The organism is Winslowiella arboricola, assembly GCF_025527015.1.
GTDB classification, from domain to species: domain Bacteria; phylum Pseudomonadota; class Gammaproteobacteria; order Enterobacterales; family Enterobacteriaceae; genus Erwinia; species Erwinia arboricola.
The window spans coordinates 1,087,986-1,112,136 of the sequence record NZ_JAODIM010000043.1 but is presented as its reverse complement, the minus strand read 5'-3'; the positions used below and the strand labels follow the sequence as shown (position 1 = coordinate 1,112,136).

Genomic DNA, 24,151 nt, shown 5'->3' with positions numbered 1-24,151 from the left:
CATCTCCTTAAATAACCGCCACCGCAGCCACGTTGCGTTTTACCTCTTTGATAATGCTTTGCAGCGTCTGCTGCTCTTCCTCATCCATTGGCAGTAATGGCGAACGCACCGGACCCACTTGCAGTCCCTGCAGCTCGCAGCCAAATTTGATTGACTGCACAAACTTGCCGCCATCAAGGAAATTCATTAGTGGCATCAGTGCGGACATAATTTTGCGCGCCTTCGTAAAATCTTGTTCAACCACTGCCGCCTGATACAGCGCCACATGTTCACGTGGAATAAAGTTGGAACCGGCGCATACCCAGCTGCGCGCACCCCAGGCGAAGAACTCTAACGCCAGATCGTCCCAGCCGCAGGAGAGGGCGATATGGGGGAATTTCAGCGCCAGCAGGTGAAGGTTGTTCATATCGCCGGAACTTTCTTTAATCGCCGCCACATTGGCTGAACGGCTGACCGCAGTGAAATAGGTTTCGCCCATGCTGATACCCATGCGCGCCGGGTAGTTGTAAAGCATGATCGGCAGGTCGGCGGCTTTATCCACCGTCAGCGCGTGATGCGCATTTTCCGTTTCCGTCGGCAGGGCGTAAGGCGGTGAGGTTACCAGGATGGCGTCCGCTTTAATCTGTTTCGCATGTCGGGCATATTCCACGGCATCTTCCGTGCGGGTGGCGCCGGTGCCAACGATAAGCTGTGTACGGTTGCCGATCACTTCGCGCGCTAACGCCGCCAGCGTGAAACGCTCTTCTGCACTCTGCGAATAATATTCCCCTGTCGAACCGCCAATAATAATGCCGTGCACACGCGCTTCGATTAACGATTCCAGCACTTCAGCGAACTTATTTTTGTCAATCTGTCCGTCAGCGGCGTACGGGGTAACAGCAGGGGTGTAAATACCTTCAAATTTAATCACGGTTTCTCCAGATATCAGTTTTCAGAACCATTCAGCAGTGCAGCGGCTCGCCGTTTCTGTCGGCAGCCAGGTGGTGTTAAATATTTGCACGCAAAAATTAAAGGGGTCAATGCAGGTTTTTTTTTGCCTTAACGGAAAATAAGATGCATATACCGTAAAATAGTATATTTATACATTGAGTGAAAAAATTACCGTTATAAATCATGTTGTTGAGTTAATTTTTATGCTGTTATAATTTTCTATTATATTTTTTAAATGGATCACAAATCAGCAGGATTTACCCTCACAGCCTATTTACAGCTTGCCGGAATAGGCTTAATTCTATGGCGTGGTTTTAACCTTTAATTAACACCCGCCACTTATCATCGCGTGAGTATTTCAGGGCATAATCAAGAGGTAGCAGGGGATATGACACAAAAAAAAGCAACGCTGATCGGTTTAATCGCCATTGTGCTGTGGAGCGCCATCGTCGGATTAATCCGCAGTGTCAGTGAGGGATTCGGCGCCGTCGGCGGAGCTGCATTAATCTATACCTTGAGTTCGGCGTTATTGCTGGTTACGGTCGGTTTCCCGAAAATAAAAACCTTTCCGCGCGCCTATCTGGTTATCGGTAGCCTGTTGTTTGTCTGCTATGAACTCTGTCTGTCGCTGTCGCTTGGCTATGCCGACAACAACACCCAGGCGATTGAAGTGGGTATGGTGAATTACCTGTGGCCAGGTATGACGATTCTGTTATCAGTGCTGGTTAACCGCCAGCGGGCCAGCATTATCATTATTCCCGGCATACTGCTGGCGATAGCCGGAATCTGTCGGGTGCTGGGTGGCAGTCATGGTTTTTCGTTTAACGAAATTGCCAGTAATATTACCTCCAATCCCCTGAGTTATGGGCTGGCCTTTACCGGCGCGGTAATATGGGCAGTCTACTGTATTGTCACCAAAAGAATTGCCCGTGGCAGTAATGGTATTACGCTGTTCTTTATGCTGACGGCGGCAACACTGTGGATAAAGTTTCTCTCCGCACCGCAGCCTGCTTTCGCGGTCAGTCTGCCTGTTATCGTGAATCTTATTCTGGCCGCGGCGGCGATGGGGTTTGGCTACGCCGCGTGGAATACCGGTATTCTGCATGGCAATGTCACGGTTCTGGCCACCGCATCCTATTTTATTCCGGTGATTTCGGCACTGCTGGCGGCGTTTATTCTTGGCTCAGTGCTGACACTGTCGTTCTGGCAAGGGGCGGCGATGGTCAGCCTTGGCTCACTGATCTGCTGGTGGTCGACACGAACCATTGAGGTTGAAAAATTATCGCGACAGGCTTAATCAATCATCGGGCCAGGCGTCAATGCGTTTTGCCCGCTTCCGATAAAGGTTAATAACACAGATCATATTTATTATTTTTCAAACAGGTTAAATAGCAAATATAACAGTCAGTGCGGATATTAACTGGCGCTGTCAGTGGTATGTTGTGCTCGCTATTTTCTCTGCACCCTAAAAATAAAAGACAGGAGTTAATATGTCTGATACGGTTTCCATCGAGGACGTACCACTCAGCCGATTCCATCAAATATTAACCGTGCGCTCTGGCGGTGGATCATTTGTCGATGGCTATGTGTTAAGTATTATCGGTATTTCAATGACCAGGATTGCGCCGGCGCTTGGCTTAACCAGTTTCTGGGAGGGCATTATTGCGGCATCTGCGCTGATTGGTATTTTCTTTGGCGGATTTATCGGCGGTATACTCACCGATAAACTCGGCAGGCGGATCCTCTATTTTGTCGGGCCGGTGTTATTTATTGTCTGCTCAATTGCCCAGTACTGGGTAGAGAGCGGCACCACGCTGTTTATATTACGCTTTTTAATTGGCGTGGCGGTGGGGATTGAATATCCGGTAGCCACTTCATTCCTCGTCGAATTTTTACCGAAAAAATACCGCGGACCGCGGCTGGCAGCGCTGACTATTCTGTGGTTCGCCGGTGCGGCCAGCGCGTATCTGATCGGTGAAGCGATTCTGATTACTGGCGGAGACGATGCATGGCGGCTGGCGCTGGCCAGCACCGCAGTGATCGGCGCATTGCTGTTTATCGTGCGGATTGGCACGCCGGAATCGCCGCGCTGGCTGCTGAGTAAAGGCCGCCATGATGAGGCTGATCGCACCATTAAACAGGTCTATGGCCCTGAATTTGGCCTGCAGAATTTGCCGGAACAGAATCACAGCGTGAAACTGTCGTTTGGCAATCTGCTGCATTCCGGCTATGGCAAAAGAATGATTTTTGTCAGCATATTCTGGACCTGTTCGGTTATTCCGGTATTTGCCGTGTATGCTTTTGCGCCGAAAGTATTGCAGGCATTGCACCTGAGCGGCAGCTGGGCCTCCTATGGTTCAGTTACCATTACGCTGCTGTTTGTGGTGGGTTGTCTGATTGCCACCCGACTGGTCAATACTCTTGGACGCCGCAGTTTACTGATCCATAGCTTCCTGTGGTCCGGTCTGGCGTTACTGATGCTCGGCTTTTTCCGCGACGGATCGCCGCTGGTGACTTTAGTGATGTTCGGCGCTTACGCGCTGTTTATTGGCGGTGCCCAGGTGCTGCAGCTGGTCTACCCCAATGAGATCTTCCCGACCGAAATCCGCGCGGCGGCGGTGGGTATTGGCACATCGCTGTCGCGCATCGGCGCGGCGATCGGCACCTGGCTGGTTCCGCTGTCACTGAGCAGTATCGGTATTGGTCATACGATGTATATCGCCGCCGGCATTACACTGATTGGCCTGGTGACCGCCTGGTTTATGGCGCCGGAAACGCGTTCCCTCGATCTGCATCAGGCATCAGCCTTACCCGAGGCTGAAGATGCGGGCCAGCAGATAAAAGTGGTCGACGCCGAACGCCATCACATCTGACACCGCCATACTGAAAAGCGCTGCGCAGGCGATGTCTGCGCAGCGCTTTGCTTTTCAGGATTTCAGCAGGCGCTCTACATCGCGGCGGCGCTTGCGGTAAGCGGACGGTGTTTCACCATACTGTTTACGAAACCAGGTAATAAGATGCGAAGCATCGGCAAATCCGCTGGCGCTGGCGATGGCATTGATACTGTAACTGGAGTTGGACATCAGCTTGCGTGCATGATCCAGCCGCAGTTTACGCCAGTAAGCAGATGCTGTTTCGCTGGTGCCAAGAATAAATGCACGATTGAGCTGGCGCGTATTAACGCCAATAAACTCGGCGACCTCAGTCAGGGCAACCGGTGAGTCAAGGTGATGTTTCATAAACCCGATGGCGCGCAGAACCAAATCATTCTCGTAAACATCCTGGCTGGCTTTGGCCTCGCGATTTTTTTTCGCGGTTTTTCTGCCGCTCTCTTCATCGACTAACAGATATTTTAGCCCTTTTTGCGCGCGGATCTCGCCGCAGTGCCAGCGAATCAGGTCGGCAGCGAGGTCGATCGCCGTGCCGCCGGGACAGGTAATAATCCCCCGGTCATTGATATAGCTTTTATCAATCACCGTGGTGACCTGGGGAAAGCGCTGCCTGAACTCGTCGCGGGTGGTGAAATGGATGGCGCACTGTCTGCCATTCAGCAACCCGGCATTGCCAAGGATAAACGCGCCACTGCATAAAGTGATAATGGGAATTTTTCGGGCATGAATCTGCCTGAGCGCATCCAGCAGCCAGGCTGGCGGATTGCGCGTCTCTTCCAGCAGTCCGCCAGCCAGTACCAGATAATCCCAGTTAAGTTCCAGATTTAAGGGGGCGGTGGGTGACACCTTCATGCCGCAACTGGCGGTCACCGGCTGGTTGTCACAGGTCATCCAGTCCCACTGACAGAAGATCTGTCGGCTGGAAAAAGACTCATCTGCGGCGAAACGCAGGGATTCAACCAGCCCTGCCACGGAGATCAGGGTGAAATGGTTCATCAGCAGAAAACCCACCCGCAGATCGGGTTTCAGCGGTGGGGCGGCGGACTGTTCAGCGATCATCTCTTATCTTTACCATCAGGCTCAATGAGTTACTGAAAATTATAGGTTAATTGCGTCCTCATTGTTGTGATCAAACGAGGTTTTTCCACCGCCGGGATCGCCTGCCAAAGTTTGCGCTAAATCAAGCGGGCGTCACTTTGTCAGATAAACGCATTCACTTCTGCAGCTAACCGTTTTAGGCTGCATTAAAACATGCATTTAATATGCAACTTATAAAGGGATCCGACTATGTTTTGTGTGCAATGTGAGCAAACCGTCCGTACACCGGCGGGCAATGGCTGCGCTTATGCGCAGGGAATGTGTGGCAAAACCGCAGAAACCTCTGATTTACAGGACTTGCTGGTCGCTGCATTGCAGGGCTTATCCGCCTGGGCGCTGGTCGCGCGGGGTTACGGTATTGTTGATGATGTGATCGACAGCTTTGCGCCGCGCGCCTTCTTCTCCACGCTGACCAACGTTAATTTCGACTCCGCGCGGATTGTCGACTATGCCCGTGAAGCGATTCTGCATCGTGAATCGCTGGCGGTTCGTTGCCGTCTGATCGATGCGGAAGCCAGCACCGGCCACCCGCTGGCGGCATTGCAGCTGGTCAGCGATAACCTCAGCGCGCTGCAACAACAGGCACAGCAATTTGCACTTAACAGTGATAAAGCGCAGATCGGTGACGATATCCACGGCCTGCGCATGCTGTGTCTCTACGGCCTGAAAGGCGCCGCGGCTTATATGGAGCATGCCTATGTGCTGGGGCAGGCGGACAGAAGTATTTATGCCGAATATCACCGGTTGATGGCCTGGCTTGGTGCGCGCCCGCAGGAGATGGGTGAGTTGCTGGCAAACGCGATGGCAATCGGAAAAATGAATTTCGGCGTGATGGCGATACTGGATAAAGGTGAGACCGATGCTTACGGCCATCCACAACCCACATCGGTGAATGTCCGCCCGCAGGCGGGTAAAGCGATCCTGATTTCAGGCCACGACCTGAAAGATTTGCAGCTGCTGCTGGAACAGACCGCAGGTACGGGAATTAACATCTATACCCATGGCGAAATGCTGCCCGCCCACGGTTATCCGCAGCTGAAGAAATACCCGCATCTGGCCGGTAATTACGGCAGCGGCTGGCAAAATCAGCAGGTTGAATTTGCCAGATTTCCTGGGCCGGTGGTGATGACCTCCAACTGTATTATTGACCCGAATGTGGGCAACTACGGCGACCGCATCTGGACACGCAGCATCGTCGGCTGGCCGGGCGTACAGCATCTGGAAGGGGACGATTTTACCGCGATCATCGCTCAGGCGCGGCAGCTGGCAGGCTTCCGTTACAGCGAAATAGAGCAGCAGATTACGGTCGGATTCGGTCGTCAGACATTGCTTAACGCCGCCGATACGGTGATCGATCTGGTTGCCAGCAAAAAGCTGCGCCATATCTTCCTGATTGGCGGTTGCGACGGCAGCCGCGGTGAGCGCAGCTACTTTACCGATCTGGCGTGCGCAGTGCCGCAGGATTGCCTGATCATGACGCTGGCTTGTGGCAAATACCGCTTTAATAAACTGGATTTCGGCACCATCGAAGGCCTGCCGCGCCTGCTGGATGTGGGTCAGTGTAATGATGCCTACTCTGCGATTATGTTAGCGGTCAATCTGGCGGAGAAGCTGGGGTGTGGCGTCAATGATTTACCGCTGAGTCTGGTGTTGTCGTGGTTCGAGCAAAAAGCCATTGTGATCCTGCTGACGTTACTGGCGCTGGGCGTAAAAAATATCGCTACCGGGCCGACCGCGCCGGCTTTCCTGACTGACAATCTGCTGGCGATCCTGCAGGAACAATTCGGGCTGCGGGCGATCACTTCGGTTGAGCAGGATCTGCAAACCATGTTGCCGGAGTAACCTGATGACTACTTTTCCTCTGTTTCCCGATCAGCCTTCAGCGCTTTGTCCGCACCGCATGCAGGTGTATTCGATGGTGCGTGAAACCCCTGAAGTCTGGACATTATCGCTGATCAATCATGATCTCTATCACTACCGTGCCGGCCAGTTTGCACTGGTGAATATTGGTGATAGCGGTGATATTCAGCGCGCCTATACCCTCTCCTCAACACCGGGGCGCAGCCGCTTTATTACCCTGACGGTACGTCATATCGCCGATGGCGTCGGTTCCGGCTGGCTGACACAGCAGGTAAAACCCGGCGATTATCTCTGGCTCTCAGAAGCGCAGGGCGACTTTGTTGCTGATGCGCAAAACGATTCGCGGCCTTTGCTGCTGCTGGCAGCCGGTTGTGGCGTAACACCGATGATATCTATGGTTCGGCAGCGGCTGGCGCAGCATCCGCGCCAGCCGCTGCAGCTGATTTACTGCGTGCGCACCCCGCAGGAGATTATTTTTGCTGCAGAATGGCAGCAGCTTACCGAGCGCTGGCCGCAGTTTAGCCTGACGCTGCTGGTCGAGCAGGCTGCGCAGGCGGGCCAGATAGCCGGACGTCTCAGTCAGGATTTGCTGCAAAATCAGGTAACGGATATCCGAGCCTGCCGGGTAATGATTTGCGGCCCGGCGCCCTGGATGACACTGGTCGAGAACTGGCTGTCGGCGCTGGGCGTTGCGCCGCAAGATATCATTCAGGAACGCTTTCAGCTGCAGGAGGCGCCAGTTTCAGCGGATCGCCAGCTGACGCTGACGCGCCTGACACCGCTGGAAAACTATCGGGTGGCAGTTGGTTCGACCCTGCTGGCGGCGATGGAGCTGCATCGGCTGCCAGTGACCGTCGCCTGCCGTGCCGGAGTCTGTGGCAGCTGCAAAACACGTATTGTGGCCGGTAAATACACCACCAGCAGCAGTATGACGCTGAGCACAGAGGAGGTGGCTCAGGGCTATGTGCTGGCATGCAGCTGCCAGCTTACCGGTGATGTGACACTGGCCTGATGGGGAGGCTGCGTACCGTGATTATGTAATTATATTGATCAGTGTTTGTTGCTGACTATCACTAAATGAAACAAAATATTGTAATAATTATTGCAAAATCAAATCAGACTTCTATATTGGCGATAATCATTATCAATGGATGGATAAGATTATTTTATGATTTCACAGCATCAATCAACCGCAACGGATGTGGCCGCACAGTGTTTTCTGAATGCTTTATTGCGTGAAACCAGCCCCTGGCAGGTTGTTGAACCGCAACATGCAGATCAACTTCCCTGCCTGCTTATTCCGCTGACTGACAATACCGATCTCCGTATCGCGCTGCGCTATTTTTCTCTCTGCGGCCATCATCACTACCAGTTTCCGGCATATTTATGTCCAACGGGAGAGTCGCAGGGTGAAGCCATCGATTTCGTTACGCTGGTGGATGCGTTATTACAGCAACCCGCGATTGTCGGAGAATTGCCCGCAGAAAGCGTGGCGCGTTTTCGCCAGCGGGTGACTGACAGCCACCGCAATACTCACGAAGCTATCGCCGCCCGTCCCGCCTGGCGACAGCTGCGTGATAAGGCGCTGAATTTCGCCGCAGCGGAGCAGGCGCTACTCTGCGGGCACGGGTTTCATCCGGCGCCAAAATCTCATGAACCTTTTGATACTGAGCAGGCGCGCCGCTATCTGCCTGATTTTTCTGCGCGCTTTCCACTGCGCTGGTTTGCCGTCGCCAGGCAAAATATCGGCGGTGACAGCCTGGGTCTGACGCTGCAACAGCGCCTGCAACGGCTGGTGGCGGAAAGTGCGCCGCAACTGCTCAGCGAAGTGACGGAAAATGTCTGGCTGTTGCCGATGCACCCGTGGCAGGCCGACAGGTTATTGCAGCAAGCCTGGTGCCAGCGTCTGGTGGCCAGCGGTGCGGTGCGCGACCTCGGCGAGGCTGGCGCAAGCTGGCTTCCGACCAGCTCTTCGCGCTCGCTGTATCAGGAAAACTGCACCGATATGCTGAAATTTTCACTTAGCGTACGCCTGACCAATTCGCTGCGCACTCTGTCGCTGAAAGAGGTCCGGCGCGGCATACGGCTGGCCCGCCTGGCGCAGACGCCGCAGTGGCTGGCGTGGCAGACGCGCTACCCCACGATGCGGGTGATGCAGGAGGATGGCTGGGCCGGGTTGCTGGATGAGCAGGGCAATCTGCAGCAGGAGAGCCTGCTGGTACTGCGCGTTAATCTGCTGCAAGACCGCAGCCAGAGCCAGACAAATGTGCTGGTCGCACTCACGCAAAGCGCGCCAGACGGTGGCGACAGTCTGCTGGCAGCGGCGGTCCGGCGCCTGAGCGCGCGCCTGGCGATTACGGCGCGACAGGCTGCCCGTTGCTGGCTGGCGGCGTACTGTCACCATGTGCTGGTGCCGCTGTTCAGCGCCGAAGCTGAGCTGGGTATGGTGCTGTTGGCCCATCAGCAGAATATCCTGCTGGAGATGCAGCAGGATCTGCCTGTCGGGCTGATTTACCGCGATTGTCAGGGCAGTGCTTTCAGCCGCATTGCCCAGCCGTGGCTGGAGACGCTGGGGGAGGGCGAGGCGGAAAATCGTTTTAGCGAGCAGCAGCTGCTGCGTTACTTCCCCTACTATCTGCTGATCAATTCCACCCTGGCGGTGATCGCCAGCCTCGCCGCCGCCGGGCTGGCGACTGAGGAATCACTGATGGCGCAGGTGCGTGACGCGCTGACCCGGCTACGCCATACGGTGCCTGACACCACCTGCCTCGATTATGTACTTAACAACCTTTACTGGCAGTGTAAGGGCAACTTTTTCTGTTGTCTGGACGATCACAACGAAAACACCATTGCCGATCCGGCGGTGATCTACTTTGATTTCGCCAATCCGCTATATATCGGAGGTTACTGATGTCTGCTGCCCACATTATTCATGCTGCGGGTGGTTTTCACTGTGGCCGGCTGGAAAAGAATTTGCCCCTGACACTGGGGCTGGACAGCAGCGCCATACTGCAACGCCCTGGTACGCTGCCCGCCGGCTGGCTGGCGCAGGCGATTGATCAGTTACTGATTGCTGCGCCGCAGTTAACCGGTGTCACGCTGCCCTGGGAGCAGTGGTGCGACGAACCGCAAGCGCAGGCGTTGCTGGCGCTGGCGCACGCCGATTACCTGGCGCGGGAAACATTCTGGCAACTGCCGCTCTGGCTGGCGGGGGAGCGACCGGTGGCGGTGCAGGGGATGCAGTATGACGCCGGCCGTCAGCTGTGCTGGCCGCAGCGTCCGCAGCGCCCGGCAGGCGAAGTGTATCGCCGCTACGACCCACGTATTCAGCGCATCCTCAGCTTCCGTTTGCCGGATATTGCGCAGGATGCATCCGCGTTTAGCCGCTGGATGAACAATCCGCGCGTGGCGGCCTTCTGGGAGATGAGCGGTACGCAGCAGGAGCATGAAGCTTACCTGCAACGTCAGCTGGATAACCCAGCCTGCTATCCGTTAATCGGTTGTTTTGACCAGCAGCCATTTGGCTACTTCGAAGTGTACTGGGCAGCGGAAGATCGCATTGGCCGCCACTATCGCTGGCAGCCATTTGATCGCGGCATACATATGCTGGTGGGAGAAGAGCGGTGGCGCGGGGCACACTTTATTCGCAGCTGGCTGCGTGGTCTGAGCCACTTTCTGTTTCTTGATGATACCCGTACCACCCGGCTGGTGGCGGAGCCGCGTTTTGATAATCAGCGCTTATTTCGCCATCTGCCGCAGGCCGGATTTAACACCCTGAAAGAGTTCGATTTCCGCCATAAACGTTCACGTTTGATTAGCAATACCCGTGAAGCGTTTTTCCGTGAGGTGGGGTTGTGATGCGCTTTCAGCACCCGCACTGGCAACGGGTAAATCGCCTGATGGTCGCGAGGATTATTGCTGAGCTGGAGTATGAGCAGGTACTGCGGGCAGTGCCAGATGGCGGCGGCTGGCAGCTGAAGCTGGCTGACTGCATCTACCGCTTTCAGGCGACACGTGGCATCTGGGGCTGGCTGCTGATTGACGCAGCAACTCTGCAGCGCGGCGATGCCAGGCCCGTTATGGCTGACAAAGCGCTGCGCCAGCTGGGTGTGGTGCTTGCGATGAATGACGCGCAGCTGGCGGAACATCTGGAGGATCTGTATGCCACCCTGCGCGCCGACCTGCAACTGTTGCAGGCACGCGCCGGGATGAGTGCGCATGACCTGATTCGCTTATCGGCGGACACTCTGCAATGCCTGATGGCGGGCCATCCTAAGTTTATTTTTAACAAAGGGCGTCGCGGCTGGGGGCTGGAGGCACTGCATCGCTATGCTCCGGAGTATCAGGGCCAGTTTCAGCTGATGTGGCTGGCGGTACAGCGTGACCATTTTGTCTGGCAGGCGGATGAGCCGTGCCGGATTGATCGCCTGCTTAATGCCGCGATGGCGGACGAAGAGCGCCAGCGTTTTGACCGTCAGTGGCAGGCGCTGGGTCTCGATAATCGCTGGTTGCCGCTGCCGGTGCATCCGTGGCAGTGGCAACAGAAAATCGCAATGCACTTTCTGCCGCTACTGGCGGAGGGCATCCTGGTGGAGGTTGGCAGCTTTGGCGACAGCTGGCTGGCGCAGCAGTCGCTGCGCACGCTCACCAATGCCAGTCGCCAGCGGGGCTACGATATCAAACTGCCGCTGACTATTTACAACACCTCCTGCTATCGCGGCATCCCCGGCAAATATATTGCCGCCGGGCCGGCCGCTTCGCGCTGGTTACAGCAGCAATTCGCCAGCGACAAAACCCTGCTTGCGAGTGGCGCGCAGATTCTTGGTGAACCTGCCGCCGGTTATCTGGCGCATCCGCTCTACAGCCAGTTAGCGCATGCGCCTTACCGCTACCAGGAGATGCTGGGTGTGATCTGGCGCGAACACCCTTCGCAGTATCTGCAACCCGGTGAGCAGGCGCTGCTGATGGCCGCGCTAATGGAGAGTGATAATCAGGGCAATCCGCTGATCGGCGCCTGGATCGCTGATTCCGGCGTGACGGCAGAAGCCTGGCTCAGTCAGCTGTTTCGCTGTGTGGTGATCCCACTCTACCACCTGATGTGTCGCTATGGCGTATCGCTGATTGCGCATGGTCAGAATATTACGCTGGTAATCAAAGATTCACTGCCACAACGCGTGCTGCTGAAAGATTTCCAGGGCGATATGCGCCTGATAGATGAGGATTTTCCGGAAGCAGCGACGCTGCCGCCGTCGGTAAAAGCGGTCACCGCCAGACTCAGCGCTGACTACCTGATTCATGATTTACAGACCGGTCATTTTGTCACCGTGCTGCGATTTATTTCACCTCTTACCTGTCGGCTGGGCGTCAGTGAAATTCGCTTCTGGCAGCTGCTGGGCGCGGTATTACAGCAGTATATGGCTGCACACCCGCAGCTGGCGGCGCGTTTTGCGCAGTTCGATCTGTTTAAACCTGAAATCATTCGCGTGGTACTCAACCCTGTCAAGCTCACGTATTCAGAGCAGGATGGCGGCAGCCGCATGCTGCCAGCGTACCGGCAGGATCTCTGCAACCCGCTGTATCTGGCTATCCAGGAGGTAATGCAATGACCCAGCCTTACGATTTTATCGGTATCGGTATTGGCCCGTTTAATCTCAGCATCGCGGCATTAAGTCAGCAAATTCCTGACTTCTCCTGCCTGTTTCTTGAACAGAAGCCGAAGTTCTCGTGGCACCCGGGGATGATGGTGCCGGACTGCCAGATGCAGACCAGTTTTCTGAAAGATCTGGTCAGCGCCATCGCACCCACCAGTCCCTACAGCTTTATCAGCTATCTGGTGGATCGTAAGAAATTTTACCGTTTTCTGACCACCGGGCAGCGTACCGTCAGTCGTGAAGAGTTTGCTGATTATCTGCACTGGGCCGCCGAGCGTCTCGACTGTCTGATGTTCAGTCAGCAGGTCAAACACATCACGTTTGACCATCATCAGCGCCTGTTCACCATTATCACCCAGAGTCGCCGCTATCAGGCGCGTCATGTCTGCCTCGGAATAGGCAAACAGGCGCGTCTGCCCACCTGTGTAAAGGAGCGCAGCGACAGCTGTTTTCACGCCAGCGAAATGGTGTTCCGCAATCCCGATCTGCGCGGCAAGCGGGTGGTAGTGGTGGGTGGCGGCCAGAGCGGCGCTGACCTGTTTCTCAATATTTTGCGCGCAGAGTGGGGGCAACCACGGCAGCTGAACTGGATTTCGCGGCGCAATAACTACCATGCGCTGGATGAAGCGGCGTTCGCCAACGAGTATTTCACGCCCGAATATGTCAGCAGCTTCGCCACGCTCAATGACGATGCCAAACGTCAGATGCTGGATGAGCAGAAAATGACCTCGGACGGCATTACCAGCGAATCACTGCTGACCATTTACCGCGCCCTGTATCACCGTTTTGACGTGCTGGGCGAAACGCCGTGGGTCAGTCTGCAACCGAGCCGTTCTGTTACTCGCATCACTACCCTCGGGCAGGGTTATCGTCTGACCATGCGCCACCATCTGGATTATGGCAAACAGCAGCTGGAGTGTGATGTGGTGATTTTCGCCACCGGTTATCAGGCGGTGCAACCGGCATTTCTCAATCCGCTGGCGGAGTGTTTGCAGACCGATGAAAACGGCGCTTACCGCGTTGATACCGACTTTACTCTCGACTGGCAGGGGCCTGAGGATAACTGCCTGTTTGCCGTTAACGCCGGAGTGCACAGTTTGGGCATTGCGGAGCCACAGCTGAGTCTGATGCCATGGCGTTCCGCACGCATTCTTAATCGCGCCTGCCCGCATCATCAGTTTGAACTCAGCCTCTCCCCGGGGGTAATTCAGTGGCGTAGCCCGATGGCAGCAGTGGCGCAACCGGTGAGAAAAGCCTCAATGATTACAGGACTGTAATGGATACAACACCAGGGAAAAATTAAAAAAATGAAATCCGAGTATCTTTTGGCGCTCTATCCCTTTCTGCTGGCGATGATCAGCAGCTGCGCTTATGCCGCAGGGGAAAATGGCGATCAGATGGTAGTGTCTGCCAGCCGTACCCACCGTACGGTGGCGCAGATGGCCAGCACCAGCTGGATTATTGAAGAGGATGAACTTGAGCAGCAGGTACAGGGCGGCAAAGAGTTCAAAGATGTGCTGGCGCAACTGATCCCTGGTATGGATGTCAGTAGTCAGGGGCGCACGAACTACGGCATGAATATGCGTGGCCGTCCGATGATGGTGATGATTGATGGCGTCCGTCTGAACTCATCCCGTTCTGACAGTCGTCAGCTGGACGCTATCGATCCGTTTAATATTGCGCGGGTAGAGGTGATCTCCGGCGCCACCGCACTGTATGGCGGCGGCAGTACTGGCGGTCTGATTAATATCGTCAGCAAAAAAGGTCAGCAGGAGAAACAGGCCGACGTTTCGCTGGGGGGCAAAAGCGGTTTTAACCATTATCACGATCATGATGAGAATGTGGCGGCAGCGCTCAGCGGCGGCAGCGACCGCGCTGCTGGACGCTTTGCCGTCTCTTATCAGCGTTATGGCGGCTGGTATGACGGCCATGGCAGCGAGGTGATGATCGACAATACCCAGACGGGTCTGCAGTACTCGGACCGTCTGGATATGATGGGCAGCGGCACGCTGGAGATTAACGAACATCAGCAACTGCAACTGACCACCCAGTATTACCGCAGCCAGTCTGATGGCGATCACGGTCTGTATCTGGGCGAAAATTTCTCGGCGGTTACCGGCGACGGACCAGCGCGTAATGCCGGCAATCTGAACTCGGATCGTGTTCCCGGCACCGAACGCCACCTGATTAACCTGCAATACTCCAACACCGATTTCGCGGGTCAGCAGCTGGTGGCGCAGCTTTTTTATCGCGATGAACAACTGACCTTTTACCCTTTTCCGACCCTTACTGGCGGCAGCGTGACCAGCATTGGCGCTTCGCAGCAAAACACCCACTTCTGGGGCGGCAAGCTGACCCTTAACAGCCAGCCGCTGGAGGATCTGAGTCTGACCAGCGGGCTGGATGCGGAGCATGAAAGCTTCGATGCCAACCAGCAGTTTTTTGATCTGGTTACCGCCAGCCAGTCCGGCGGGATGACGCTGAAGAATAGCTTCAATGTCGGGCGTTATCCGGCCTATTCGATCACCAGTCTGGCGCCGTTCCTGCAGGCCAGTTATGACCTTAATCCGCGCTTCACCCTGAGCGGCGGCGTACGCTATCAGTACAGTGAAAACCGGGTGGATGATTTTGTCGGTTATGCGCAGCAGCAGGGGATAGCCAACGGGCTGGCCAGCTCTGCCGACGCGGTGCCGGGCGGCAAAACCGGTTACCAGAACTTTCTGTTTAATGCTGGCCTGCTGGCTCATCTGAGTACACGCCAGCAGGCGTGGCTGAATTTCTCGCAGGGCTTTGAGATGCCGGATCTGGCGAAATATTACGGCTCCGGCAACTATCAGCTGCGCGACGGTCACTACCATCTGCTGAACAGCATCAACGTCAACGACTCCACGCTGGACGGCATCAAAGTGGACAGCTGGGAGCTGGGCTGGCGCTATACCGGCGATGATCTGCGCACTCAACTGGCGGCGTATTACTCGCTGTCGGATAAAACCATCTCGATCAACAAAACCGATATGACCATTAATCTGGATGATGATAAGCGGCGTATTTACGGTCTGGAAGGGGCGGTGGATTACTTTGTGCCGGACAGCGACTGGCGTACCGGAGTCAGTTTTAACTGGATTAAGTCGGAAACCCGTCAGCAGGGGAAATGGCAAAAAATGACCACAGACAGCGCCAGCCCGGCGAAAATAACCGCTTATATCGGCTGGGTGCCTGATGAATGGAGTCTGCGCTTGCAGTCGCAGCAGACATTTGATCTCTCTGATGAGGAGGGCAAGCGGCTTGAGGGTTATAACATTCTCGATTTTCTCGGCAGCTACAGGCTGCCGGTGGGCAAGCTGAGCTTTAGTGTCGAAAACCTGCTGGATAAAGCGTACACCACGTTATGGGGACAGCGCGCACCGGGACTCTACAGTCCAGCTTATGGCAGCCCGTCACTGTATCGCTATCAGGGCCGTGGCCGTACCTTTGGGCTGAACTATTCGCTGCTGTTTTAATTACCCGGCCGCCAGAATCGCCAGCCGGAGATAACCGCGCTGTTCCAGCTCGGCGGCGGCGCGTGCGGCGCGTATTCCGCTGGCGCACACCAGCACAATGCGTTGATCGGCAGGCGGCTGCCAGTCAGCTATCTGCTGAGGCAGCAGCCTGATGGCATGCCCGGCCACGCTTTGCGGTGCTTCTTCAGTGCCGCGCAGCTCAACAACACAGTCTTCGGCGGTTAACCGCTGGGCATCAATAAACGGAGTCTGCGGGCCGACCGGTTCCGGCGCGCCATCAAAACGGAACTGACTGAAATGCCAGCGGGCAAAGTCACAGTTCACCATGCATCCCAGCGGCGAAGGGGACAAATCCAGCAGGATACTTAGCGCCATCTGCGCCTGAATGGCGCCCAATGTGGCGACCGCAGGTCCCATCACCCCGGCGGTATTACAGTTTGCCGCCGTTGCCGGCAGGCTGGGGAAAATGGCACGATAGCTGGGAGCGCTGGCGCAAAATCCGCCGACATAGCCGCGTAGTCCAAGTACCGATGCGCTGATCAGCGGGATAGCGCGTGGCTGGCAGGCATCGGATAATTGATAGGTCACCGCAAAGTTATCCGCCGCGTCGATCACTAAATCGATATCGGTCAGCGCTTCCGCCAGGTTATGCAGCGAGAGTCGCTGTTGCACCGCATCAACCTGGCATTCAGGATTAAGTTGCTGTAATGCACGGCTGGCACAAAGCACCTTCGGTAACTGGATATCGTCCATGCTATACAGCGTCTGGCGATGCAGGTTATGCACTGCCACCTGGTCAGCATCATAGATACGCAGATAGCCGACACCCGCACCCGCCAGCAGCGGCAGTAAGCTGCAGCCCAGACCACCGGCGCCCACCACCAGCACCCGCGCCTGCGCCAGACGTTGCTGCCCCTGCGCGCCAATTTCCGGCAGCATGGTTTGTCGCTGATAGCGCGTCATTGGCCGAACTCCGCGAGACCGAAAATCGGCGTGGAGGCCACCGCCATATCGCGTTTTTCCATCAGACCTGCCTGCCATGCCTGCTGACCGGCGCGAATGGCCTGCTGAAACGCTGACGCCATTTGCACCGGATCGCCTGCTTTAGCCACCGCAGTATTGAGTAAAATACCGTCAAAGCCCAGCTCCATCGCCAGCGCCGCCTGACTGGGGGCGCCAATACCGGCATCGATAATCAGCGGAATATCCTTAAACCAGGCGCGCATGGTGCGCAAACCGTCAATATTGCGCAGTCCCTGGCCGGAGCCAATTGGCGCTCCCCACGGCATCAGCAGCTGACAGCCCGCTTCGAGTAATTTTTCGCCAATTACCAGATCTTCAGTGGTATAGGGGAATACCTGGAAACCGTCATCCGACAGAATACGCGCCGCTTCAACCAGCGCAAACGGATCGGGCTGCAGGGTATCGGCATGAGCAATCACCTCAAGTTTGATCCAGCGGGTATTAAACAGTTCGCGCGCCATATGGGCGGTGGTCACGGCCTCTTTTACCGTATGGCAACCTGCAGTATTGGGCAGCACGCGGGTATTCAGCTGTTGCAGCAGTTCACGGAAAGCCCCGCCAGCTGCGCCTTCTCGTCGCAGACTGACGGTGATGATTTCGGTGCCGGAGGCGATAATCGCCTGCTGTAATATCTCTGGCGACGGGTAACCGGCGGTGCCTAATAAAAAAGGCGAGGCAGGCGACAGATCATAAAATGGCATCTCAACCTCCCTGCATGGGTGACAAGACTTCGACCTGACAGCCTTCGGCAATCTGGCTGCTGTCGTAAAGTCCGCGCGGAATAAAATCGCCGTTTAATGCACAGGCTACGCAGCTGATATCAATCTGCTGGTCGCGTAATAGTTCGGCCAGTGTGGTGGCCCCGGTCATCATTGCCTGACCATTCAGTTCAATTTTCATTACAGTGTCTCCTGCGCCAGTTGTTGCATCAGTTTTTCCGCCATTACCGGCGCCAGCAAAAAGCCGTGCCGGTACATGCCGTTAAGATAAAACACGCCATTCTGATAGCGGATTTCCGGCAGGTTATGGCGATAAGCAGGACGTAAACCGCTGCCGGTTTCAATCACCCGCGCTTCGGCGAATGCGGGATCGATGGCATAAGCCGCACTAAGCAGTTCCATCATGGCGCGAGCGCTGACCGGACTGCTGTCATCGCTCTCCACCATGGTTGCACCCAGCATAAATCGCCCTTCAGCGCGCGGAACCAGATAACAGGGGAAGCGCGGGTGCAGCAGCCTGATGGGGCGCGATAACTGAATATCGTTGCTGTGTAAAATCAGCATCTCACCACGCACGGCGCGCAGTTCCGGCAGCGCCCCGGCAGCCTGCATACCGCGGCAGTCAATCACTCTGCCGGAAGGTTTGCCGCTGTGGAAACTGACGCCCGCCTGCAACAGCTTTTGTCGCAGTTGTTGCAGGGCATGGCGTGGATCGAGGTGGGCTTCGCCAGCAAACCAGAGTCCACGGGCAAAGCGTCCGGCCAGACGCGGTTCAATATCACCGGGCGTCACCCACTGGTGAGTGCGGGTCATGCTGGCGAAGCGGGTAAGCTCCATGCTGTCGCGCGGCGGCGCCACCACCAGTGTCCCTTGCCGCCCGACACCGCTGACGCGCGCCTGCCACCAGTCCGCAGATTGCTGGCCCTGATTCACCACCTCTTCTGGCGCGCTTTCGCCTTCGCAATATGGTGCCAGCATGCCACCCGCCCAGTGTGATGCCGGGCAATATTGGTCAGATGTGATGACTTCGAGTGATTCCCCGCGTTCAGCTAACAGCGTCGCGACACAGAGTCCGCTGACACCGCTACCTATTACTGACCAGTGGCTCATGGCCGGGCCTTAGCTGGAAGACGCAGTGGGTGGAGTAGATCATGCATATCGGCCTCGCAAACAAAATTTGCGACCCGTGATAGTGTGAGGGAGAAAATCGGTGGCGTAACGCCTGCGCGATAAGAAACGCTGGCAAGGGATGGCAAACGCTCCGTCTTCCTACGCCAGTATCAACTGGGTCAGGTTCGAAGGGTCGCTACACCGCGATAAATCGCTATTAGCCTCTCAGTCTCTCTGGCGAGACTCCCCTGACAGTGGTCAGTTTTAGGGTATTTGACGCCTTATCGTCAAGCTCTTGCGACATTTTATTGTGCAGACTTCCGCTTACTTCACAGTGACGCCGGGCAGGGGGCTAACGCCTGGCACATATCATCGGCACGGGCGGAAACACTGATTTTTTGTCGGGGAGCCGTTTTCGGCTCCCGTAAAATCAGGGGGAACACAAGGATAACATCGACTTTTAGTGGCAAATCGCAGGAATTCGTCCGCCAGCGAATTTATTTAATGCTAAAGCTGTAGCTGCCTTTGGTTTTATGCCCGTCGGTGGAGAGCACATGCCAGTTTACTTTGTACGCTCCTGACGGCAGCTGATCGTTAAGCGGAATATGCAACAGCGTGCCGTCACTGCTGTCGACAGCGGCTTTACCACTGGCAACCGCTTTGCCACTGGCGTTAAGCACTTTTACGCCGCTAAAAGCCGGTTCGATACCTTCGGTAAATTTCAGCGTTAATTCTGCTGGCGATGCGCTAAGTTGCGCCTTGTCGGCAGGCGTGGCGGTGGTCAGATGCGCATGCGCCAGCACTGCTGGGGATATCAGCATGGCGCTCACCATTGACGTGGCAGCGATAAGTTGTTTGATTCGATTTAACATGGTGGTTTTTCCTTGTTTATAATAACGAACGTTTCGCGATGGTTTATTTCGCGTACGGTTAATCCTGTGCAGGGCACATATTTAAAAACGCTATTTCTTATGCCCGAAAATTAAACCGGGAAATAAGATTATTTAAACGAAGGGGAAAAGGCAGGCGGGGCGCGCGGTTGCGCAATGCCGGGAAACAATGTGACCGGATAAAAGCTTATTTTATGCCAGGGCGATGAAGGGGAAACCAGCAATATCAGCCAGATCAGGGCAACAAATACCCACAGCAATAGAGGGAAATGAACCAGTAACTGACAGTAGCCACAGGCAAAATAATCGATCAGGCCACTATCGCTGCTGACAATCGGAGCAGGTTCAGCGGCACTGCTGTGATGTGCGGACAGCGGTGCGGTCTGCATCGGGGTATGATTCGTCAACATATTATCCATTGCCATCCCGCCGGTTGCCATTTCAGGCATATGCCGATATTCCAGAGCCTTAGAAATCTCCGGGGCGATAAACAGCATCAGAATTGTCAGAATCGCAATCAGTGCTGGTATCCGACGTTGCGACAGACGAAACAGGGTGACCAAGTTCGGTAGTCCAGGATAACAATAAACAGATGGCAGCCAGTCTAACGGCTTTTAATAGTGATGTTAAAAGCTTATTTATATTTGTGGGCGCTTTTTCACGTTATTTAGCACATTAAGGCGCAATAAATAACGCGTCATCATGATATTCCACGGCTTATTAACATTACATTTACATAAATCATCGAAGCATAAAATACAGGGGAATAACCGCTTATTCCCCTGTCATTAAGATTTTCGGTAAGAAATTAATTAGCCAGCTGCGTAGTGTAATTGGTTGCAACCCAGCGGTAGCCACTGGCGTCTTTTTTCACCTGTCCCAGCCCGGGGAACGCAATATGAGCCGCCGCCACCCGGTAACCTTGTTGTGCCGCCTGCGCCAGCACCTTTTCGCGGGTCTGCACGGCCTGATTCTGATTTACATCAAAATGGATCGCCACATGGGGATCGGGCAACTGTACCGCTTTCGCATGAATGATATCGCCCCACAGCACCAGCACCTGGCCTTCACTCTCTACCCGATACATCACGCTGCCTGGCGTATGACCAGCCGCCGGAATGGCCTGGATGCCGTCCAGCACGGTGGCGGGCGCGTTAAAGGTGGTCAGGCGTCCGGCATTGATTACCGGCCTCAGGGTCTGTTCCGACTCGGCGAAAGTATGGGCCTGGCTGGCCTCAACTTTGCTGATATTGGCCTGGTTTAACCAGAAGTCCCGATCCTTTTGATCCACATACACCTGTGCATTCGGAAATGCCGGTTTTCCACCGCGTGAAACGCCACCGGAGTGGTCGGCATGGATATGCGTCAGCAGCACGGCATTAATGCTTTCCGCCGGGTAGCCCGCGGCCGCCAGGTTCTCAAGCAAATGGCCGCCGTTATGACCAAACAGATCGCCCGCGCCGGCATCGACCAGAATACGCTGCTTTCCGTTATCAATCACAAAGGCATTGATTGAGGTTTCCGCCTGCGGCGTCATCGCATCGTCGGCCATACGCTGGCGTAGTTTTTCTGCGGAAATATGCGTCAGCAGTTTATCCAGCGGCACGGTCACCGTGCCGTCGGAGACGGCGGTGATGCGCAGTTTACCCAGCATCATGCGGTAATATCCGGGGGCCTGTTGATCAAGCGGCGTCTGCGCCTCAGCGGCCATTGCCGCACTGGACAATGTCAGCGTGGCGACTAAAGCCATCAGTAATTTCATCATATCCTCATTAAAGGTTGTTATCGCAGGTAAGTCGCCAGTATCCTGCTGTTATTATCATCATTCAAATTGATTAAAATAATGAACAGCATCAGAGAAAATGATTTTATTCGTGTTGATCTTAATCTGCTGACGGTGCTGCTGGTGCTGCACCGCGAAGGCAGCGTATCGCGGGCAGCAGAAAAACTGCACCTTGGACAGCCTGCGGTCAGCGGCGCGCTGGCACGTTTGCGGCAAATGTTTAATGACCCGCTGTTTGTGCGTACCGCCAGAGGGATGTTGCCAACGCCGCGCGCGGAAGCGCTGATCGCCTCGCTGTCGCCGATGATGGAGCAGATGCAACAGGTGCTTTTCCAGGCACCATCATTTTCTCCGGCGCAGGATCGCCACTTATTTCGTCTGGGTATGAGTGACTGGGTGGAGAACTGGCTGATGCCCGATTTGCTGGCGCGCGTTGCCAGTATCGCGCCGGGAGTAAATCTGCAGATTAACGCCACCGATCCTTTTCAGGATAGCGAACGGGTGCAGGCGGATGATGTCGATGTGGCGATTTCAGTGGGAGAGAGCAGTGCTGCCGGACTGATCAGAGAAAGTGTCAGGCAGATGCGTTTTTGCACGCTCTGGCATCCCGGCCAGTTAGCGCTCAGCACGCCGATAAGTATTGATCAATTTGTTGCCCATGATCATCTGCTGGTTTCCTACCGCGGTGCCAGCCAGAGTATGCTGGATGCGCAGCTGGCAGTGCAGGGGCGCGAACGCCGGGTTCGCTATGTCACCCCTCACTTCTCTTCGTTGCCATTAATGTTGATGCAGATGCCCGCGCTGGCAACGGTGCCGCAAGGTGTGGCGGATGGCTGGATTAGCCATTACGGCCTGAGCAGCAGTGAGGTGCCGGTCACGCTTCCCGCTTTTAACCTTTCGCTGCTATGGCATAAGCGCCGTGATAACGATCCGGCGCTGCAATGGCTGCTGGCGCAGTTGCGTGTGGTGATGGGGGGATAAAATCGGCAATTCATTATTACCGATAGCACCCTCTCACTGTTTACGAAGTAAAGCTTTGCGCTGCGAGAAGTGTCGTTTTACTTCACTTTTTGCGAGTTTCGGACGCTGATCGTCGAGTGCTTCCTGCACTTTAGCGCGAAAGGTGAAATCAGACGCTTCATCGTTGTCTTACTGCCTGGCCAGATTACGTAATGCGTCACCGTAAAGACGAAAATGGAACATCCCGTCAAGGATCTCACCTCCCAGTGAGGTATAGAACTGCTTTGAACCCTGATTGTTTTTCTCTGACATCCAGTCGAGCGTCAGGCAGTCGCGTTCTGTCGCCATATTGGCGATAAACTGCATCAGTTTGCGCCCGGCGCCTTTTCCGCGGTGGGTTTCAGCAATAAACAGCTCTTTAATAAACATTTGCCCCGAGTATCTCGGCGAGGGATAGAGAATGCTTACACAGGCAAAGCCAATCACCGCCGGGCCGTGCTCTGCGCGGATAACGGTAACGGCAGATTCAGCCGCGAAAACCCGTGAAGAGAGATATGCCGCCATCTTCTCTCTGGTGATAATTCCGTTGCCGTAGTAATGCTCTTCCATGGCGGTGAAAATTCCGACCATTTTTTCCCAGTCATCTTTTTCGCAAAGGGTAACAGATACATTCATGCCAGTCATACTCCCTGTTTTATCAGGCTGAATCACGTTCAACCATCGTAAAGCCGATATCAATAATGGGTTCTGCTATCGTCAGACCGGCAATGCTGTCCGCCAGTAGTGTTGCCGCCCTGTGCCCGATTGCGGCACGATCAATATGCACAGTGGTGATGGCCGGTTGATTCCACGCGGCAAATGCCAGATCGCCGAAACCGCTGACCGCCAGTTGTTGCGGAACGCTAAGCTGACGCGCCTGAGCTTCCATAATCGCCCCCTGTGCGAGGGTGTCGGAACTACAGACAATCACATCGCAGCTGGTTCCGCTATCGAGTAGTGCTGCCAGCGCCTCACGGCCCAGCTGCAGCGAGGCGGGCAGGGGCACGCTGCTCTCCGCGCTGATGGTAATTCCGTGCTGATGAAATGACGCAATCACCCCTTGTTTGCGCTGCCGGCCACGGCGATCGTCGGTCCAGATCAGCGCCGGGCGGGAGTAGCCTTTTTGCGCCAGAAAGTGACCGAGACAGTTACCGGCCTTCTCATGAGAAAAACCTACCAGCATATCAAGCGGCGTCGGGGTCATATCCCAGATCTCCACCACCGGAACCGCCGCCTGCATAATCACGCGCTTCAGCGTTTGCGTATGGTGAATTCCGGTTAACACGATGCCATCCGGGCGGCGCGAAAGGATAGTCGCGACAGTATCGGCTTCGGCGGTTTCGCTGTAACCGGTGACACACAGCAGCAGGGTATAACCGCGCTGCGCTAATGCGTCATTCAGTGCCTGGATGGTATCGACAAACATCGGGTTATTAATTTGCGGCACCACCAGCGCAATCAGCCGGCTTCTGCTGCTGGCCAGCCCGCCCGCCAGCGCATTGGGGATATAACCAGTGGCGGTCACCGCCGCCATGACTTTGGCGACCGTGGCGGGACGAACCAGCTGTGGCGTATTAAGCGCCCGACTAACGGTCATCGAAGAGAGGCCCGCAGTACGTGCAACGTCATCGAGAGTTGGCGCGCGAGCGCTGATTTGACGCGGATGTTTACCCGTTTTCATACCGTTGATTTAGAGT

21 protein-coding genes and 1 riboswitch are annotated in these 24,151 nt (G+C 55.3%); of the genes, 10 read left to right on the top strand and 11 right to left on the bottom strand.

The genetic code is table 11. The features are described 5' to 3' along the window. Positions 1-7: 7 nt before the first annotated feature. A complete protein-coding gene (locus N5923_RS22600; protein ID WP_267144550.1) occupies positions 8-910 on the bottom strand; it encodes a dihydrodipicolinate synthase family protein in 903 nt (300 codons plus the stop codon). 408 nt (positions 911-1,318) lie between these two features. On the opposite strand from N5923_RS22600, the gene yddG reads away from it, so the two are divergent. After that, a complete protein-coding gene (gene yddG / locus N5923_RS22595; protein WP_267144551.1) occupies positions 1,319-2,227 on the top strand; it encodes an aromatic amino acid DMT transporter YddG in 909 nt (302 codons plus the stop codon). A 193-nt stretch (positions 2,228-2,420) separates the two neighbouring features. Further along, positions 2,421-3,803, top strand: coding sequence for an MFS transporter (locus tag N5923_RS22590; RefSeq protein WP_267144552.1), 1,383 nt, complete (start codon positions 2,421-2,423; stop codon positions 3,801-3,803). A gap of 54 nt (positions 3,804-3,857) precedes the next feature. On the opposite strand, the gene N5923_RS22585 is transcribed toward N5923_RS22590, so the two are convergent. Beyond that, entirely contained in the window at positions 3,858-4,880 is a 1,023-nt protein-coding gene (locus N5923_RS22585) for a GlxA family transcriptional regulator (protein ID WP_267144553.1), read from the bottom strand. 228 nt (positions 4,881-5,108) lie between these two features. On the opposite strand from N5923_RS22585, the gene hcp reads away from it, so the two are divergent. The 7 genes from hcp (at position 5,109) to N5923_RS22550 (ending at position 15,930) form a co-directional block, all read left to right on the top strand. After that, a complete protein-coding gene (gene hcp / locus N5923_RS22580; protein WP_267144554.1) occupies positions 5,109-6,761 on the top strand; it encodes a hydroxylamine reductase in 1,653 nt (550 codons plus the stop codon). 4 nt (positions 6,762-6,765) lie between these two features. After that, positions 6,766-7,791 (top strand): NADH oxidoreductase, encoded by a 1,026-nt coding sequence (gene hcr, locus N5923_RS22575; protein ID WP_267144555.1) that lies wholly within the window; start codon positions 6,766-6,768, stop codon positions 7,789-7,791. A gap of 156 nt (positions 7,792-7,947) precedes the next feature. Next, positions 7,948-9,690: an IucA/IucC family protein gene (locus N5923_RS22570; protein ID WP_267144556.1), complete on the top strand. Its 1,743-nt coding sequence runs from the start codon at positions 7,948-7,950 to the stop codon at positions 9,688-9,690. Beyond that, entirely contained in the window at positions 9,690-10,637 is a 948-nt protein-coding gene (locus N5923_RS22565; protein WP_267144557.1) for a GNAT family N-acetyltransferase, read from the top strand. Before N5923_RS22570 ends, N5923_RS22565 begins: the two co-directional genes overlap by 1 nt. After that, complete coding sequence (gene iucC / locus N5923_RS22560) at positions 10,637-12,385, top strand: aerobactin synthase IucC (protein WP_267144671.1); 1,749 nt, start codon at positions 10,637-10,639, stop codon at positions 12,383-12,385. Before N5923_RS22565 ends, iucC begins: the two co-directional genes overlap by 1 nt. Then, positions 12,382-13,707 (top strand): lysine N(6)-hydroxylase/L-ornithine N(5)-oxygenase family protein, encoded by a 1,326-nt coding sequence (locus N5923_RS22555; RefSeq protein ID WP_267144558.1) that lies wholly within the window; start codon positions 12,382-12,384, stop codon positions 13,705-13,707. Before iucC ends, N5923_RS22555 begins: the two co-directional genes overlap by 4 nt. Before the next feature lie 30 nt (positions 13,708-13,737). After that, entirely contained in the window at positions 13,738-15,930 is a 2,193-nt protein-coding gene (locus N5923_RS22550) for a TonB-dependent siderophore receptor (RefSeq protein ID WP_267144559.1), read from the top strand. Here N5923_RS22550 and N5923_RS22545 read toward each other — a convergent pair whose 3' ends face one another. The 7 genes from N5923_RS22545 to N5923_RS22515 all read right to left on the bottom strand — a co-directional run bounded on the left by N5923_RS22545 (position 15,931) and on the right by N5923_RS22515 (position 21,434). Continuing rightward, a complete protein-coding gene (locus tag N5923_RS22545) occupies positions 15,931-16,893 on the bottom strand; it encodes a HesA/MoeB/ThiF family protein (RefSeq protein WP_267144560.1) in 963 nt (320 codons plus the stop codon). Next, on the bottom strand, positions 16,890-17,654 hold the full coding sequence (locus tag N5923_RS22540) for a thiazole synthase (protein WP_267144561.1): 765 nt from the start codon (positions 17,652-17,654) through the stop codon (positions 16,890-16,892). Before N5923_RS22540 ends, N5923_RS22545 begins: the two co-directional genes overlap by 4 nt. Position 17,655: 1 nt before the next feature. Then, entirely contained in the window at positions 17,656-17,853 is a 198-nt protein-coding gene (thiS, locus tag N5923_RS22535; RefSeq protein ID WP_267144562.1) for a sulfur carrier protein ThiS, read from the bottom strand. Next, positions 17,853-18,782, bottom strand: coding sequence for an FAD-dependent oxidoreductase (locus tag N5923_RS22530; protein WP_267144563.1), 930 nt, complete (start codon positions 18,780-18,782; stop codon positions 17,853-17,855). Before N5923_RS22530 ends, thiS begins: the two co-directional genes overlap by 1 nt. Positions 18,783-18,921: 139 nt before the next feature. Further along, positions 18,922-19,042, bottom strand: a riboswitch (TPP riboswitch). Positions 19,043-19,279: 237 nt separating this feature from the next. Further along, a complete protein-coding gene (copC, locus tag N5923_RS22525; RefSeq protein WP_267144564.1) occupies positions 19,280-19,654 on the bottom strand; it encodes a copper homeostasis periplasmic binding protein CopC in 375 nt (124 codons plus the stop codon). 128 nt (positions 19,655-19,782) lie between these two features. Continuing rightward, positions 19,783-20,235: a DUF2946 domain-containing protein gene (locus N5923_RS22520; protein WP_267144565.1), complete on the bottom strand. Its 453-nt coding sequence runs from the start codon at positions 20,233-20,235 to the stop codon at positions 19,783-19,785. A 245-nt stretch (positions 20,236-20,480) separates the two neighbouring features. Next, entirely contained in the window at positions 20,481-21,434 is a 954-nt protein-coding gene (locus tag N5923_RS22515; protein ID WP_267144672.1) for an MBL fold metallo-hydrolase, read from the bottom strand. An 81-nt stretch (positions 21,435-21,515) separates the two neighbouring features. Here N5923_RS22515 and N5923_RS22510 point away from each other — a divergent pair, with 81 nt between their 5' ends. After that, on the top strand, positions 21,516-22,436 hold the full coding sequence (locus tag N5923_RS22510) for a LysR family transcriptional regulator (protein ID WP_267144566.1): 921 nt from the start codon (positions 21,516-21,518) through the stop codon (positions 22,434-22,436). A 168-nt stretch (positions 22,437-22,604) separates the two neighbouring features. Here the strand turns inward: N5923_RS22510 and N5923_RS22505 are convergent, their stop codons facing one another. Continuing rightward, positions 22,605-23,090: a GNAT family N-acetyltransferase gene (locus N5923_RS22505; RefSeq protein ID WP_267144567.1), complete on the bottom strand. Its 486-nt coding sequence runs from the start codon at positions 23,088-23,090 to the stop codon at positions 22,605-22,607. A gap of 22 nt (positions 23,091-23,112) precedes the next feature. Continuing rightward, the gene (locus N5923_RS22500; protein WP_267144568.1) at positions 23,113-24,135 is read right to left on the bottom strand and encodes a LacI family DNA-binding transcriptional regulator; all 1,023 of its coding nucleotides are present in this window, start codon (positions 24,133-24,135) and stop codon (positions 23,113-23,115) included. Positions 24,136-24,151 lie beyond the last annotated feature (16 nt).